Source organism: Thauera linaloolentis 47Lol = DSM 12138 (assembly GCF_000310205.1).
Classification (GTDB): domain Bacteria; phylum Pseudomonadota; class Gammaproteobacteria; order Burkholderiales; family Rhodocyclaceae; genus Thauera; species Thauera linaloolentis.
On the sequence record NZ_AMXE01000007.1, the window covers coordinates 15,596 to 30,522 of the forward strand.

Here is a 14,927-nt window from a genome sequence, read left to right on the forward strand (position 1 = left end):
GCTTTATGACTGATACCACCACCGGCCCGAACGCGTCGCCCCGCAAGCGGGCCCTGCTTCGTCCGGCGATGTGGACTGCGGGTGTCGTGATCGTGATCGGCGCAATCGGCTTTTTTGCCGTGCCGCCGGTGGCCAAGCACTACACCGTCAAGATCCTGGGCGAGACGCTGGGCCGGCCGGTTTCGGTCGAAGGCGTCGCCCTCAACCCCTTCACCGCCACGGCCGAAGTGCGTGGCTTGAAGATTCTTTCCGCCGATGCCGGGACCGAGGCATTCGCCTTCGACGCCTTGCGCGCCAACGTCGAGGTGATCGAATCCCTCGTGCAGCGCGGCGTCGTGCTGCACGAGGTGGCCTTGAGCGGGCCGTGCGTCGAGATCGGCATCGACGAAAACGGGCGCCACAGCTGGAGCGACGTCGCCGAGCGCATCGCCTCCATGGCCGAAGCGAAGGACGAGGACCCGGCGGCCGACGAATCCGGCGCGCTGTTCTCGATCGGCAACATCCGCATCAGCGGCGGCCATATCCGCGTCGACGACAAGCCGCGCGGGCTGCAGCACGAGGTCGCGGATCTCGAAGTGGGCGTGCCCTTCATCTCGAACCTGCCGGTGAAGGTGGATGTCTTCGTCGAGCCCAGCCTGTCGGCCACGCTCGACGGCAATCCGCTGCACATGAAGGCGCGGCTCAAGCCTTTCGCCGATCTGAACGAAACCATCCTCGACGTGGTGCTCGACAAGTTCGACGTCACCCCGTGGCTGGCCTATGCGCCCTTCGAGCCGGCTTTCCGCCTGCCGTCGGCACTGCTCAGCAGCAACATCGAACTGTCGTTCAAACAGGCCGCCGAGGGCGCGCCCGAACTTGCGCTGCGCGGGCCGCTCAAGCTCGAAGCCTTCCAGCTGCAGGACAAGGAGGGCGTGCCGGTCGCGAGCGTTCCCGAATTCGAGCTCGAGTTCGCCGACGTGCAGCCGCTGATCAACCGCTGGCATTTCACCCGCCTGCGACTGGCGCAGCCCGAAATCGATCTGGTGCGTCTGGCGGATGGCGGCCTCAATCTGATGAAGCTGGTGCCGGTGGTGGCGGAAGAAGCCGCCGCGCCCAAGACGGCGGCGACCGGCAAGGATGCCGCCGCGAAGAAGGATGCCGCCGCGGCGGACACGGTGCCACCCGATGCTGCCGCGGCCGCTGCGGCCAAGGGCGCAGCGCCCGATTTCCTGCTCGCGCATGCCCGCATCCGCGACGGCGTGCTGCGCTTCGAGGACCGCAGCCTGGCGCAGCCTTTCAAGGCGCGCATCGACGCCATCAACCTGGATCTGCGTGACCTCGCGACCGATTCCGACATGCCGGCCGAAATCCGGCTCGACTACGTGACCGATGCCGGCGAGAAGCTGGTGCACGAAGACCGCCTGCGCCTCGAACCCTTCGAATTCGACGGCTTGCTGAATTTCGAGGCCATCGATGCGCCGCGCTACGGGCCTTATCTGGCGCAAGCCTTGCCGGGCGGCGAGCTTCGCGGCGGCAAGCTCAGCGGCAATCTGCGCTATCGGATCGTGCTCGACGACAAGGGCGAACCCCGTATCGACCTCAGCGCCGACGCCTTGGCCGTGCGCGATTTCGCGCTGGCGCTGAAGGGGGCCAAGGATGCCGCGGTGAAGGTGCCCGAGCTGGACGTGCGCGAGGCGGTGATCGACCTCGGCGCGCAGAACGTCAAGCTCGCCGCACTCGGCATCAAGGGCGCGAGCGTCTCCGCCGTGCGCCTCAAGAACGGCGAAATCGATCTGCTCGGACTCACCGGGCCGGCGGCGAAGGGCGCCAAGCCCGAAGGCCAGGCCCGAAACGCGAAATCGGCGGGCAAGCAGGCCGAGGCGCCGTGGACCGTCGCCGTCGGCAAGCTCGCGCTGCAGGCGGCGTCGGTGCGTGTCGAAGACCGCACGGTCGGCAAGCCGGTGGTCCTGGCCGTCGACAACATCGGGCTGGAGGTCGACGGCTTTTCGACGGCCAAGGGCGTGCTCAGCCAGCTCAAACTCGACTCGCGCATCAACCGCAACGGCCGCCTCGGCGTGTCGGGCAGCTTCGGCCTGGAGCCGCTCAAGGCAGACCTGAAGCTCGATGTGCGCAGCGTGGACCTGCTGCCCATCCAGCCCTACGTGCTCGAACAGACCAAGATCGCGATCTCGCGTGGCAACGTCAGCACCCAGGGGCGGCTCAAGCTCGACAGCGGACGCAAGGGCGATCTGCTCGCGAACTTCCGCGGCGACGTCAGCGTCGGCAATTTCGCCTCGGTCGACAGGCTCAACGCCACCGACTTCCTGCGCTGGCGAACCCTGCGCGTGGGCGGCATCAACGTCCACACCGAGCCCTTTTCGCTGGCGGTGCAGCGCATCACGCTCGACGATTTCTACACTCGTCTCATCCTCGACGAGCAAGGGCGTCTGAACCTGCGTGAAATCCAGGGGGGCGGCGAGCAGGCCGGCGGGGATGCCTCGGCGGCGTCACAGCAGGCTTCGCAGTCTGCGGCGCTCGATCCTTTCATCGACCAGACGCTGACCAACAGCGGGCCGCGCGAGGTGGAAGGCCAGCGCAGCGCCGAACTGCCCGAGCCCAGCGCGCCGCCGCCGCCGATCCGCATCGACCGCATCGAGGTCAAGCGCGGCAACATCGCTTTCAGCGACCGTTTCATTCGTCCGAACTACGACGTCAACCTGACCGACATGGCGGGCGAACTGACCGGCTTGTCGACCGACCCGGACACGCTCGCCACGCTGGACCTGACGGGCAGGGTGGACAAGGCCGCGCCGGTCAAGGTGGCGGGCGAGCTCAATCCCTTCCGCCACGACGCGCACCTCGATATCCTCGCTTCGGTCAAGGATTTCGAACTGACCGGCCTGTCGAGCTATGCCGGCAAGTACGTGGGCTACGGCATCGCCAAGGGCAAGCTGTCGGCCGAACTCAACTACAAGATCGAAGAACGCAAGCTCAGCGCCACCAACCAGATCTTCCTCGACCAGCTCACCTTCGGCGACAAGGTGGACAGCCCCGACGCGGTCAACCTGCCGGTGCAGCTCGCGGTGTCGCTGTTGCAGAACAGCCGTGGCGAGATCGATCTGCACCTGCCGGTCAGCGGTACCTTGGACGATCCGCAGTTCAGCGTCTTCGGCCTGGTCGTGAAGGTGCTGTTCAACCTGATCGGCAAGGCGGTCACGTCGCCGTTCTCCCTGCTCGGCTCGGTGCTGGGCGGAGGCGAGGAACTGTCGCATCTCGAGCTGGCGCCGGGCGTGGCCGCGCCGGGCGAGGCCCAGCGGGAAAAACTCGGCACGCTGGCGACGGCGCTGGTCGACCGGCCCGCGCTCAAGCTCGACGTCACCGGCCGCGCCGACCCCGCGGTCGATGTCGACGGCCTCAAGCAGGCGGCGCTGCAGCGCATGGTCAAGGCGCAGAAGCTCAAGGCGCTGGTGGCCAAGGGCGAGCAGGCACCGTCGCTCGACGACATCGAACTCGGTGAGGCGGAGTATCCGGAACTGTTGAAGAAGGCCTATCGCGAAGGCGACTTCAAGAAGCCGAGGAATCTCATCGGCATGACCAAGGATGTGCCCGTGGCCGACATGGAGGCGCTGATCCTGGCCAACACCGAAGTCGGCGACAACGAACTGCGTGCGCTGGCGCAGCAGCGTGCCCAGGCGGTGCGCGACTGGCTGGCGGGCGAGGGCGGGGTGCCCGGCGAGCGCATCTTCGTGCTCGAACCCAAGGTCGAGGCAGTTGGCGACGAAGGGCAGGTGACGTTCTCGCTGCGCTGAGCTGCATCCGCCGGGCAGCGTTCAACGCGTGGGCGGCTTGATCGGTTCGGCAAGGTTCAGGTTGCCGACGCCGTCCTGGCCCTTGATCAGGAATTTGCCTGTCGTCTGGTCGCTGCGGCAGGGCCCGAGCCGGCGGCCGTTGATCTCGGTGCGGGCCGCTGTAGCGCGGCCACCTGCCGCGGATGTGCTGAGCTCGCCTTGGAAGTTGTACTGGAAGTCGCCTGAGAATTTGCCTTCGATCGTCGCGATGCCGTCTTGCGTGTCGCACTGGGCACGGTAGTAGATGTACAGATCGTCCTTCGACCATGCCTGGTCCCGGCAGTTGGTTCCGGCGTTCGCCGGTGTGGCCAGCGCATCGTCCCGGACTTTCCCGGTGATGCAGATGTGAAAGCCCTCGGTCTTTGCCGCTTCGCCTGCGGGCCCGTGGTTGACCAGCCAGAGGCCATGCATCCGTTGCGGTGCTTCGATGGAGTGTGGGGGGGACGCTGGATCGGCGTAAGCGGTTTGAAGTGTTGCGGCGGCGAGCAGCAGCGGAGCGAGGGCGCGCATGTTCAGTTCCAGCGATAGGTTGGATATGGGCGTCAGATTAACTGAGTGCCGCAGCGTGGAAATTGAGTATGGACAATACTCGGCCCTGTTTTCGCGAGCTTAAGAACAGTCCCCTTAGAACATTCCCATTTCCAGCCGCGCCGCTTCGCTCATCATCTCGCGGCTCCACGGCGGGTCCCAGGCCAGTTCGACCGTGGCTTCCGTCACCCCCGGCAGTTCGAGCAGCTTCTCGCGCGCCTCGTCGGCGATCAGCGTGCCCATGCCGCAGCCCGGCGCGGTCAGGGTCATGCGCACTGCCAGGCGGAACCCGCCTTCGGGCAGTGCTTCCGCGGTGCAGCCATAGACCAGGCCGAGATTGACGATGTCGATCGGTATTTCCGGGTCATAGCAGGTGCCCAGCACTTCCCAGGCGCTGCGCTCGACGGTATCGGCGTCGAGTTCGCCTTCGGCCGGCGCGGACCGCGGCGCTGCCGCCCGGGGCTCCAGCCCCAGCGCATCGGCGTCGCGTTCGGCGATGCGGTACAGGTTGCCGCCGCACATCACCGTGATCGAGCCGCCCAGGCGCTGTGTCACCAAGGCATGAGCGCCCTCGGGCAATGTCTCGGGCCGGCCCCAGGGCACGCTGACGGCGTCGCAGTCGCGCGCGAGCACGCGGGATTCGGTTTCGGCGTAGCGTTCGCCCATGATCGTCTCCGTCATTCGGTGCGGGCCGGCGCCTGTGCGCCGACGATCGCGTTGTGCAGGGTGTGCCAGGCCAGCGTGGCGCACTTGACCCGCGCGGGGAATTCGCGCACGCCGGCGAGCACCGCGAGCTTGCCGAAGTCGCGCGCCGGCGGCGTGTCGGTGAGCAGGGCGTGAAAATCGTGGAACAAGGCCTCGACTTCGGCCACCGGCTTGCCCTTGACCGCCTCGGTCATCAGCGAGGCGGATGCGGTGGAGATGGCGCAGCCGTGGCCGACGAAGCTCACGTCCTTCACCACGCCGTCCTCGATGTGCAGATAGACCGTGAGCTGGTCGCCGCACAGCGGGTTGTGGCCGTCGGCCTGGTGATCGGCGTCGGGCATCGGATGGAAGTTACGCGGCTGGCGGTTGTGGTCGAAGATGACTTCCTGGTACAGTTCGCGCAGATCGGGGGCGCTGTCGTTCATGTCGTCGTCCTTTCAGGCATGCCGGTGCGTGCCGAACAGGTCCTGCGCCTTGCCGATGGCGGCGGTCAGGGCATCGATATCAGCCGTGGTGTTGTACATCGCCAGCGAGGCGCGCGCGGTGCCGGGGATGCCGAGCCGCGTCATCAGCGGCATGGCGCAGTGATGGCCGGCGCGGATGGCGACGCCTTCGGCGTCGAGGATGGTGCCGAGGTCGTGCGGGTGGATGCCGTCGACGAGGAAGGACAGGATGCCCGCTTTGTGCCTGGCCGTGCCCACCAGCCTTACACCGCGAATCGCCCCGAGTGCCGCCGTGGCGTGGTCGAGCAGGGCGTGTTCGTGCGCCGCGATGCGTTCCAGGCCGATGTCCTGCACGTAGTCGATGGCGGCGGCCAGGCCGATGGCGCCGGCGATGTTCGGGGTGCCGGCCTCGAAGCGCTGCGGCGCGTCGGCCCAGGTGCTGCGTTCGAAGGACACGGTGCGGATCATGTCGCCGCCGCCTTGCCAGGGCGGCATCGCCCGCAGGATGCGCCCGCGCCCGTAGAGTGCGCCGATGCCGGTCGGGCCGTACAGCTTGTGGCCGGAGAAGGCGTAGAAGTCGCAGCCTATGGCCTGTACGTCCACCGCCTGGTGGGCGACGGCCTGGGCACCGTCGACGAGCACGACCGCGCCGGCAGCATGGGCGCGCGCGGTGAGTTCGGCCACCGGGTTGATGCTGCCGAGCGCGTTCGACACGTGGGTGATGGCGACGAGCTGGGTGTCCGACGTCAGCAAGGCATCGAAGGCGTTGAGGTCGAGTTCGCCCGCATCGCTGACCGGTACCACCTTGAGCACGGCGCCGGTCTGCTCGCACAGCAGCTGCCAGGGCACGATGTTGGAGTGGTGCTCCATCGCGGTGACGAGGATCTCGTCGCCGGCGCGCAGTTCGGCGCGCCCCCAGCTTTGCGCGACGAGGTTGATCGCCTCGGTGGTGCCGCGGGTGAACACGATCTCATCCGCGTGCGCGGCGTTGATGAAGCGCTGCACCGTGGCGCGCGCGGCATCGTAGAGTTCGGTCGCGTGCTGCGACAGCCAATGCACGCCGCGGTGGATGTTGGCGTTGGATTCCAGATAGAAGCGCCGCTCGGCCTCGACCACGGCCAGCGGCTTTTGCGTGGTGGCGCCATTGTCTAGGTAGACGAGGCGGCGGCCATGCACGGTGCGGGAGAGGATGGGAAAGTCGGCGGCGGTGTCGAGCGGCGCGGCGCCGGTGTGCCGGGCGGCAGGGGTGGTCGTGCTCACAGCAGTTCCTCCAGCAGGGCACTGCCCGGCAGGCGGGCGAGCAGGGTGGCGCGGGCATGCCTGCGCAGCGAATCCTGCGCGATGCGTTCGATCACCTCGGCGGCGAAGGCGTAGGTCAGCAACTGGCGCGCGTGGGTTTCATCCACGCCGCGCGTGCGCAGGTAGAACAGCGCGTCCTCGTCGATCTGGCCCACGGTGGCGCCGTGCGCGCATTTCACGTCGTCGGCGTAGATTTCCAGTTCCGGGCGGGCGTCGGCCTCGGCCAGCTTCGACAGCAGCAGGTTGTCGCAGCGCTGGATGGCGTCGGTGCGCTGTGCATCCTGGGCGACGATGATGCGGCCGGCGAACACGCCGCGCGCGTTGCCGTCGACCAGGCCGCGGTAGTGCTCGCGGCTGGTGCCCAGCGGATGCGCATGCTCGATCAGCGTGTGATGATCGACGTGGCGCCGGCCATCGACGTGGTACAGGCCGTTGAGCAACGCCTCGCAGCCTTCGCCGTCGAAGCGGGTGTGGATGTCGTTGCGCGCCAGCCTGGCGCCGAAGGACAGCGAGTGCGAGGCGACATGCGCACCGCGTGCCTGGCTGGCCTCGATCTGTGCCAGGTGGATCGCCCGTTCGTCCTGCCGTTGCAGCTTGACGTGGGTGACGCGCGCATCCTGCGCGGCCTGCACGCGGGTGACCACGGTGCCGAGCGTGGCGCCGCCGCCGAGGTGGTGTTCGACGATGCTGGCTTCGCTGCCGGCCTCGGCCACGATCAGGTTGCGCACATGGGTGTCGGCCGCGCCGGTGGCGCCGATGAAGACCAGGTGCAGCGGATGTTCCAGGGCGGTGCCGCGCGCGAGATGGACGAAGGCGCCGTCGCTGCACAGGGCGAGGTTGAGCGCATGGGGGGCGGCGGCGTCCCGGGCCGTGCCGAAGGCGGTCTCGACCGCCTCGGGGCGGTGTGCCAGGGCCTCGGACAGCGCGCAGATCGTGACGCCTGCCGGCACTGCGGCCATCACCGACAGGGCCGGCTCGGCGCGGCCGTCTACGAACACCAGCCAGTGGTCGCCGTCGTCGAAGCCGGTGCGCAGCGCGGCCAGTGTCGTGGCCGGATGCGGCGCGGCTTCGGGTGCGGCCAGCTCGTGCTGTTCGAGAAAGGCAAGCGAGGTGTGGCGCCAGGCTTCGAGCCGGCTCGTCGGCCAGCCGAGCGCGGCGAAGCGTTCGATCGCGTCGTGGCGGCGCGTGGCGAGCCACGGCACGGCGGCACCCGGCAGGGTGGCGGCGCGCTCGCGATGGCGGGCGACCCAGGTGTCGATGGCGTTCATGGTTCAGCCTCCCGTCGCGCCCGTCGCCGGGGCGGCCTTGGCGCCCGCGTCGATCCAGCCGTAGCCGTGCTCTTCCAGCTCCAGCGCCAGCTCGCGGCCGCCGGACCGCACGATGCGGCCGTGCGACAGCACATGCACCTGGTCGGGCACGATGTAGTCCAGCAGGCGCTGGTAGTGGGTGATGACGATCATCGAACGCTCGGGCGAGCGCAGGCGGTTGACGCCTTCGGCGACGATGCGCAGCGCATCGATGTCCAGGCCCGAATCGGTCTCGTCCAGTACCGCCAGCTTCGGCTCCAGCAGCGCCATCTGCAGCACTTCGTTGCGCTTCTTCTCGCCGCCGGAAAAGCCTTCGTTCACCGAGCGGTAGAGAAACTCCTCGCGCATGCCCACGGCCTTCATCTCGGCCTTCACCCGCGAGAGGAAATCCATCGCGTCGTATTCGGGCAGGCCGCGATGGCGGCGGATGGCATTGACCGCCGCCTTCAGGAAGTAGGCGTTGGAAACGCCGGGGATTTCGACCGGGTACTGGAAGGCGAGGAAGAGCCCGGCGCGGGCGCGTTCCTCGGCGGGCAGCGCGAGCAGGTCGGTGCCGTCCCAGTCGACCGCGCCGCCGGTCACCTGGAAGGTGTCGCGGCCGGCCAGCACCTGGGCCAGCGTGCTCTTGCCCGAGCCGTTGGGCCCCATGATGGCGTGCACCTCGCCGTCCTTCACTTCGAGGTTCAGGCCGTTCAGGATGGCCTTGCCATCCACTGCGGCGTGTAGGTTGTCGATCTTCAGCATGTTCTTTCTCCTTGTCCTCAGCCGACGCTGCCTTCGAGGCTCACGCCCAGCAATTTCTGCGCTTCCACCGCGAACTCCATCGGCAGTTCCTTGAATACTTCACGGCAGAAGCCATTGACGATCATCGATACCGCGTCCTCGGCGCTGATGCCGCGCTGCATCGCGTAGAACAGCTGGTCTTCGCCGATGCGCGAGGTGGTGGCCTCGTGCTCGACGCGGGCCGACGGGTGGCGCACCTCGATGGTCGGAAAGGTGTGCGCCGCGCAGCGGTCGCCGATCAGCAGCGAGTCGCACTGGGTGTAGTTGCGCGCGCCCTCGGCGCGGGGCGTGACGCGCACCATGCCGCGGAAGGTGTTGCTGCCGCGGCCGGCCGAGATGCCCTTCGAGAGAATGGTGCTGCGGGTGTTGCGCCCCATGTGGATCATCTTGGTGCCGGTGTCGGCCTGCTGCAGGTTGTTGGTCAGCGCCACCGAGTGGAAGTCGCCCACCGAGTCGTCGCCGCGCAGGATCACGCTCGGATACTTCCAAGTGATCGCCGAGCCGGTCTCGACCTGCGTCCACGAGATGCGCGAACGTGCGCCGCGACAGTCGCCGCGCTTGGTGACGAAGTTGTAGATGCCGCCCTTGCCGTCCTTGTCGCCGGGGTACCAGTTCTGCACGGTGGAATACTTGATCTTGGCGTCGTCGAGCGCGATCAGCTCCACCACCGCGGCATGGAGCTGGTTCTCGTCGCGCATCGGCGCGGTACAGCCTTCGAGGTAGCTCACCGATGCGCCTTCCTCGGCGACGATCAGCGTGCGCTCGAACTGGCCGGTGTCGCGCGCATTGATGCGGAAATAGGTGGACAGCTCCATCGGGCACTTGACGCCCTTGGGGATGAAGACGAAGGAGCCGTCGGAGAACACCGCCGAATTGAGCGCGGCGTAGAAATTGTCGCCCGGCGGCACCACGGTGCCGAGGTACTGGCGTACCAACTCGGGATGGGTTTTCACCGCCTCCGAGAACGAGCAGAAGACGATGCCGTGTTCGCCCAGTTCCTTCTGGAAGGTGGTGGCGACGGACACGGAATCGAATACCGCGTCCACCGCCACGCCCGCCAGCCGCGCGCGCTCGTGCAGCGGCACGCCCAGCTTCTCGAAGGTGCGCAGCAGCTCGGGGTCGACTTCGTCCAGGCTCTTGGGGCCGTCCTTCTTCGACTTCGGTGCGGAGTAATAGACGATGTCCTGGAAGTCGATCGGCGGGAAGCTCACCGCCGCCCAGGTCGGCGGCGTCATCGTCAGCCAGCGGCGGTAGGCTTCCAGCCGCCAATCGAGCAGCCAATCCGGCTCGCCCTTGCGCGCCGAGATCAGGCGGATGGTGTCCTCGGACAAGCCCTTGGGCACGGTGTCGGTTTCGAGGCGGGTCTCGAAACCCGCCGTGTAGTCCTGTTCGAGGAAGGCACCGAGGGCGTCGGCGCGGGTGGCCGCGGAGGGGGGGGAGAGCGGGGCGTTCATGTGGAATTCTCCTGTCGTTCAGCCTGCGTTGCGTGCGAGACGGCCGGGGCCGGATACACGCTGGCTGGCCGGGGAAGGGGCGTTGGAGAGATCGGGGGGCGGTGTCATCTCTGCGATGCTCACGCCCTGCAGGGCCTCGCGCACCACGGCGTTGATGCGGATCCAGCTGCCGCGGATCCGACAGCCGGTTTCCAGGCTGCAGGTACCGCTGCCGGCGCTGCATTCGGTGAGCCCGAAAGGCTGTTCTTCCAGTGCATCGACGATGTCGGCGATGCTGATCTGCTCGGGCGGCCGCGACAGCAGGTAGCCGCCGCGGGTGCCGCGATGGCTCAGCACCAGCCCGTGCCGTCCCAGGGCCTTGAGGACCTTGCTGACGGTGGCGAGGCCGAGGCCGAGGGCGTCGGCCAGTTCGGTCGCGCTCACCACTTGTGCGGGTGTGGCCGCCATTTGGGTCACGATCAGGGTGCCGTAGTCGGTGAGCTTGCTGATCCGAAGCATGATGGGATGTCTCCAGGAAGGCTTTCTGTCGAGCGTGTGCAAACTGTACTAAATTGGTACTGTATTTGCAAGATGCCGCCTTGGAAGCAAATGGAAACCGGCGGATGCGTGGCGCGAGCGCCACTGGAGCGGGGCGTGAATCCGGCGCCGGGCCTATGATGGAAAGCGCAGGAGGCGTTGCGGGAGGACTGAACATGGAACTGGAAACGGGCCGGATCTATCCGGTGCGCCTGTGCAGCGGCGAAATCCGGGCATGGCGTTTCGAGGGCCGGGATGGCCGCGGCTTTGCCTGGTGGCGCGACGCGGAAACGGGCGTGGGTTTTTCCGAGGCGGGCGTGCTCTATGCATGGGAGCTTCTGCCCGAGGGAGAGTGCGATGCCTGAGTCGTGGTGGATCCGCGCGGCGCTGCCTTTTCCTGCTTCGCTTGCGCTACCGGCGCTCGGCTTGTGCGCCGTCTGGCTGCTGTGGCCGCAGGCGGCTGGCGTGGGGGGCGTGGCGATCGCGGCCCTGGCCGGGCTGGCCGCCTGGACGCTGCTCGAATACGTGCTGCACCGCTTCATGATGCATCACGTGGAGCCATTCCGCGCCTGGCACCTGGCGCATCACCGCAACCCGCTGGCGCCGATCCGGGTGCCGGTCGCATTCAGCCTCGCGCTGGTGCTGGTCATGCTCGGCCTGCCGCTCGCGGTACTGGGCGTGCTGGGGATGGATGGCCTGGCGGCGCCATTTTCGGTCGGCCTGCTGCTTGGCGACGTGCTGCAGGAAAGCGTGCACCAGCGGCTGCACGCGCAGGAGGTGTCCGGCCATTGGCTGTCGCACTTGCGCGAACACCATGGCGGGCACCACTTCAGGGACGAAAGCCTTGCCTTCGGCACGTTGACGGATTTCTGGGACCGTTGCTTCGGTACCTGTCCGCCATCCGCGGAGAGGCGTTGAAGCGGGATCCAGGGCCAGCGGCGGCTGGCACGCGCCACTTCGCTGGCGAGCGTGGCCCAGCCCGGGATCATCAGGGTACCGCCGACGGGTGCCACTGCGCCCAGCCAGCGTGGTCCGCCCAGTGCCGGTACAAGAAGCGAAGGCGGGCACTGTAGGCGGAAGCCGTGAATGCCCAAGCGCGCGGACGCGTCTTTTCGATGGCTTCGCTTCGCTCGCCGAGGCTGGGAAGTGCATGAGCCAGAATGGATTCGCTGGCAGATACGAGACAGGTCTCTGATGGAGGTGAAATAGGATGAAGCCGGTTCTTGCTCGCGTTTTCGGTTTTTCTTTGCGGGCCGTCGCAACGTTCCTGGGATCGATCGTCGCATTTGCCTTGCCACCAAACGCCGACGGCGGACAGACCTGGGTACCGCAACCGAGCGGCACATCGAACGAGCTTCACTCGGTCGTCATCATGCCGGGTGGCCGCTCCGGCTGGGCAGTGGGGTTCGGCGGCACGATTCTGGCCACGGCCGATGGCGGGCAAAGCTGGGTATCGCAGCGGAGCGGCACATCGAACGAACTTCACTCAGTTGCTTTCACGCCGAATGGCCGTTCCGGCTGGGTGGTGGGGTTCGGCGGCACGATTCTCGCCACGATCGATGGTGGGCAGAGCTGGGTGCCGCAACGGAGCGGCACACCGAACGAACTTCGTGCGGTCGCCTTCACGCCGGATGGCCGTTCCGGCTGGGCAGTGGGATTTGGCGGCATGATTCTCGCGACGGCCGATGGCGGGCAGACCTGGGTACCGCAGCAAAGCGGTACACCGAACGAACTTCGCTCGGTCGCCTTCACGCCGAATGGCCGTTCCGGCTGGGTGGTGGGGTTCGGCGGCACGATTCTCGCCACGGTCGATGGTGGGCAGAGCTGGGTGCTGCAACGGAGCAGCACACCGAACGAACTTCACTCAGTCGCTTTCACGCCGGATGGTCGTTCCGGTTGGGCAGTGGGTTTTGGCGGCACGATTCTCGCCACGGCCGATGGTGGGCAAACCTGGATATCGCAGCGGAGCGGCACATCGAACGAGCTTCACTCGGTCGCTTTCACGCCAGATGGTCGTTTCGGCTGGGTGGTGGGATTTGGTGGCACGATTCTGGCCACAATCGATGGTGGGCAGAGCTGGGTACCGCAGCAAAGCGACACACCGAACGAACTTCGTGCGGTCGTCTTCACACCGGATGGCCGCTCCGGCTGGGCAGTGGGTTTCGGCGGCACGATTCTCGGCAGATGAGTCTGTTGCTCTGCCAAAAGCCGTCACGGCAGGCCCACCGTGCGTGTGGCCCGGCAACGCTCAGGCGGGCGGCGCGATGCGCAGCGGAATCGTCACTGGGCCGTCATTGACCAGTTCGACTTTCATGTCGGCGGCGAAGCAGCCGGTCTGCACCTCGGGATGGGCGATGCGCGCGCTGGCGACGAAGTGTTCGTACACCGCCTGGCCGGTCTGTGGAGCGGCGGCCTTGGTAAAGCTGGGGCGGTTGCCGCCGGCCGTGTCCGCTGCCAGCGTGAACTGGCTGACCACCAGCAGGCCGCCGGCGACATCCTGCAGCGAGCGGTTCATCTTGCCGGCGTCGTCGGCAAAGATGCGCAGCTTCAGTATCTTGGCGAGCAGCTTGTCGGCTTCGGCAGCGGTGTCGCCGCGTTCGGCGCAGACCAGCGCGAGCAGGCCATGGCCGATCTCGCCGATGGTTTCGCCATCGACGGTGACGCGTGCTTCGGAAACGCGCTGCAGGATCGCGAGCATGGATGTGGCCTTCGGGGCCCGGACCCCTTTGGGTGTCCGGGCACGGAGACGCCGCCGCCAGGGAATCGGGGCGGCGTCTCCGGTCAGACGGCGGCGAGCGCCTGTTCCAGGTCGTCGATGAGGTCGTCGATGTGCTCGATGCCGATCGACAGGCGCACCATGTCGGGCGCCACGCCGGCCTTCGCCAGCTCTTCCGGCGACAACTGGCGGTGCGTGGTCGACGCCGGATGGCAGGCGAGCGACTTGGCGTCGCCGATGTTGACCAGGCGGGTGAACAGCTTCAGCGCATCCTGGAACCGCGTGCCGCCTTCGATGCCGCCCTTGACGCCGAAGGACAGGATGCCCGACGCGCGGCCGCCCATGTACTTCTGCACCAGGCCGTGGTCGGCATGCTCGGGCAGGCCGGCGTAGTTCACCCACTCGACCTTGGCATGCGCCTTCAGGTATTCCGCCACCTTCACGGTGTTCTCGCAGATGCGGTCCATGCGCAGCGCCAGCGTCTCGATGCCTTGCAGGATCAGGAAGGCGTTGAATGGCGACAGCGCCGCGCCGGTGTTGCGCAGCGGCACCACGCGCGCGCGGCCGATGAAGGCCGCCGCGCCGAGCGCTTCGGTGTAGACCACGCCGTGGTAGGAAACGTCCGGCTCGTTCAGGCGGCGGAAGCGCGCCTTGTGCTCGGCCCACGGGAACTTGCCCGAGTCGACGATGACGCCGCCGATCGAGTTGCCGTGGCCGCCCAGGTACTTGGTCAGCGCGTGCACCACGATGTCGGCGCCGTGTTCGAAGGGGCGGCACAGGTAGGGCGAGGGCACGGTGTTGTCCACGATCAGCGGCACGCCCGCCTTGTGCGCGATTTCGGCCAGGCGGCCGATGTCGGTGATGTTGCCCAGCGGGTTGCCGACGGATTCGCAGAACACCGCCTTGGTGCGTCCGTCGATCAGCCTGGCGAAGCTGTCCGGATCGCGGTGGTCGGCGAAGCGCACTTCGATGCCGAACTGCGGCAGGGTATGGGCGAACAGGTTGTAGGTGCCGCCGTACAGCGTCGAGGCCGAGACGATGTTGTCGCCGGCTTCGGCGATGGTCTGGATGGCGTAGGTGATCGCCGACATGCCCGAGGCCACCGCCAGCGCGCCGATGCCGCCTTCCAGTTCGGCCACGCGCTGCTCGAGCACGGCGGTGGTCGGGTTCATGATGCGGGTGTAGATGTTGCCTGCCACCTTGAGGTCGAACAGGTCAGCGCCGTGCTGGGTGTCGTCGAAGGCGTAGGAGGTGGTCTGGTAGATCGGCACCGCCACGGCCTTGGTGGTGGGGTCCGGCGAATAGCCGCCGTGCACGGCGATGGTTTCGAGCTTCATGTGACAGGTCTC

The 14,927-nt window shown here is 67.4% G+C and carries 14 protein-coding genes; 4 read left to right on the forward strand and 10 right to left on the reverse strand.

Features of this window, described 5'->3' with window-relative positions:
* Window positions 1-5: 5 nt before the first annotated feature.
* Entirely contained in the window at window positions 6-3,788 is a 3,783-nt protein-coding gene (locus C666_RS03640) for a DUF748 domain-containing protein (protein WP_004333912.1), read from the forward strand.
* Window positions 3,789-3,809: 21 nt separating this feature from the next.
* On the opposite strand, the gene C666_RS03645 is transcribed toward C666_RS03640, so the two are convergent.
* From C666_RS03645 to C666_RS03680, 8 genes are all read right to left on the reverse strand, one after another.
* Window positions 3,810-4,337 carry a DUF3617 domain-containing protein gene (locus C666_RS03645; RefSeq protein WP_028792280.1) on the reverse strand — a complete coding sequence of 176 codons (528 nt, stop codon included), beginning with the start codon at window positions 4,335-4,337 and terminating at the stop codon, window positions 3,810-3,812.
* 114 nt (window positions 4,338-4,451) lie between these two features.
* Window positions 4,452-5,021 carry a putative Fe-S cluster assembly protein SufT gene (gene sufT / locus C666_RS03650; protein ID WP_004333915.1) on the reverse strand — a complete coding sequence of 190 codons (570 nt, stop codon included), beginning with the start codon at window positions 5,019-5,021 and terminating at the stop codon, window positions 4,452-4,454.
* Between the two features lie 11 nt (window positions 5,022-5,032).
* Window positions 5,033-5,485 carry a Fe-S cluster assembly sulfur transfer protein SufU gene (gene sufU, locus C666_RS03655; protein WP_004333917.1) on the reverse strand — a complete coding sequence of 151 codons (453 nt, stop codon included), beginning with the start codon at window positions 5,483-5,485 and terminating at the stop codon, window positions 5,033-5,035.
* Between the two features lie 12 nt (window positions 5,486-5,497).
* Window positions 5,498-6,763, reverse strand: coding sequence for a cysteine desulfurase (locus C666_RS03660; RefSeq protein WP_004333918.1), 1,266 nt, complete (start codon window positions 6,761-6,763; stop codon window positions 5,498-5,500).
* Window positions 6,760-8,070 (reverse strand): Fe-S cluster assembly protein SufD, encoded by a 1,311-nt coding sequence (sufD, locus tag C666_RS03665; protein WP_004333920.1) that lies wholly within the window; start codon window positions 8,068-8,070, stop codon window positions 6,760-6,762. The genes C666_RS03660 and sufD overlap by 4 nt, the downstream gene beginning before the upstream one ends.
* A 3-nt stretch (window positions 8,071-8,073) precedes the next feature.
* Window positions 8,074-8,853 carry a Fe-S cluster assembly ATPase SufC gene (sufC, locus tag C666_RS03670; RefSeq protein WP_004333922.1) on the reverse strand — a complete coding sequence of 260 codons (780 nt, stop codon included), beginning with the start codon at window positions 8,851-8,853 and terminating at the stop codon, window positions 8,074-8,076.
* A gap of 17 nt (window positions 8,854-8,870) precedes the next feature.
* Window positions 8,871-10,346, reverse strand: coding sequence for a Fe-S cluster assembly protein SufB (sufB, locus tag C666_RS03675; protein WP_004333924.1), 1,476 nt, complete (start codon window positions 10,344-10,346; stop codon window positions 8,871-8,873).
* Window positions 10,347-10,364: 18 nt separating this feature from the next.
* The gene (locus C666_RS03680; protein WP_004333926.1) at window positions 10,365-10,844 is read right to left on the reverse strand and encodes an SUF system Fe-S cluster assembly regulator; all 480 of its coding nucleotides are present in this window, start codon (window positions 10,842-10,844) and stop codon (window positions 10,365-10,367) included.
* A gap of 194 nt (window positions 10,845-11,038) precedes the next feature.
* On the opposite strand from C666_RS03680, the gene C666_RS03685 reads away from it, so the two are divergent.
* From C666_RS03685 to C666_RS03695, 3 genes are all read left to right on the forward strand, one after another.
* Complete coding sequence (locus tag C666_RS03685) at window positions 11,039-11,227, forward strand: hypothetical protein (protein WP_004333929.1); 189 nt, start codon at window positions 11,039-11,041, stop codon at window positions 11,225-11,227.
* Window positions 11,220-11,780 carry a sterol desaturase family protein gene (locus C666_RS03690; protein ID WP_004333930.1) on the forward strand — a complete coding sequence of 187 codons (561 nt, stop codon included), beginning with the start codon at window positions 11,220-11,222 and terminating at the stop codon, window positions 11,778-11,780. Before C666_RS03685 ends, C666_RS03690 begins: the two co-directional genes overlap by 8 nt.
* 292 nt (window positions 11,781-12,072) lie before the next feature.
* Window positions 12,073-13,050, forward strand: a complete 978-nt coding sequence (locus C666_RS03695; protein ID WP_004333932.1) for a WD40/YVTN/BNR-like repeat-containing protein — start codon at window positions 12,073-12,075, stop codon at window positions 13,048-13,050.
* A 60-nt stretch (window positions 13,051-13,110) separates the two neighbouring features.
* Here the strand turns inward: C666_RS03695 and dtd are convergent, their stop codons facing one another.
* Both dtd and C666_RS03705 read right to left on the reverse strand, forming a co-directional pair.
* Window positions 13,111-13,560: a D-aminoacyl-tRNA deacylase gene (gene dtd, locus C666_RS03700; RefSeq protein WP_004333934.1), complete on the reverse strand. Its 450-nt coding sequence runs from the start codon at window positions 13,558-13,560 to the stop codon at window positions 13,111-13,113.
* An 83-nt stretch (window positions 13,561-13,643) separates the two neighbouring features.
* Window positions 13,644-14,915: a bifunctional O-acetylhomoserine aminocarboxypropyltransferase/cysteine synthase gene (locus C666_RS03705; protein WP_004333936.1), complete on the reverse strand. Its 1,272-nt coding sequence runs from the start codon at window positions 14,913-14,915 to the stop codon at window positions 13,644-13,646.
* Window positions 14,916-14,927: the final 12 nt, after the last annotated feature.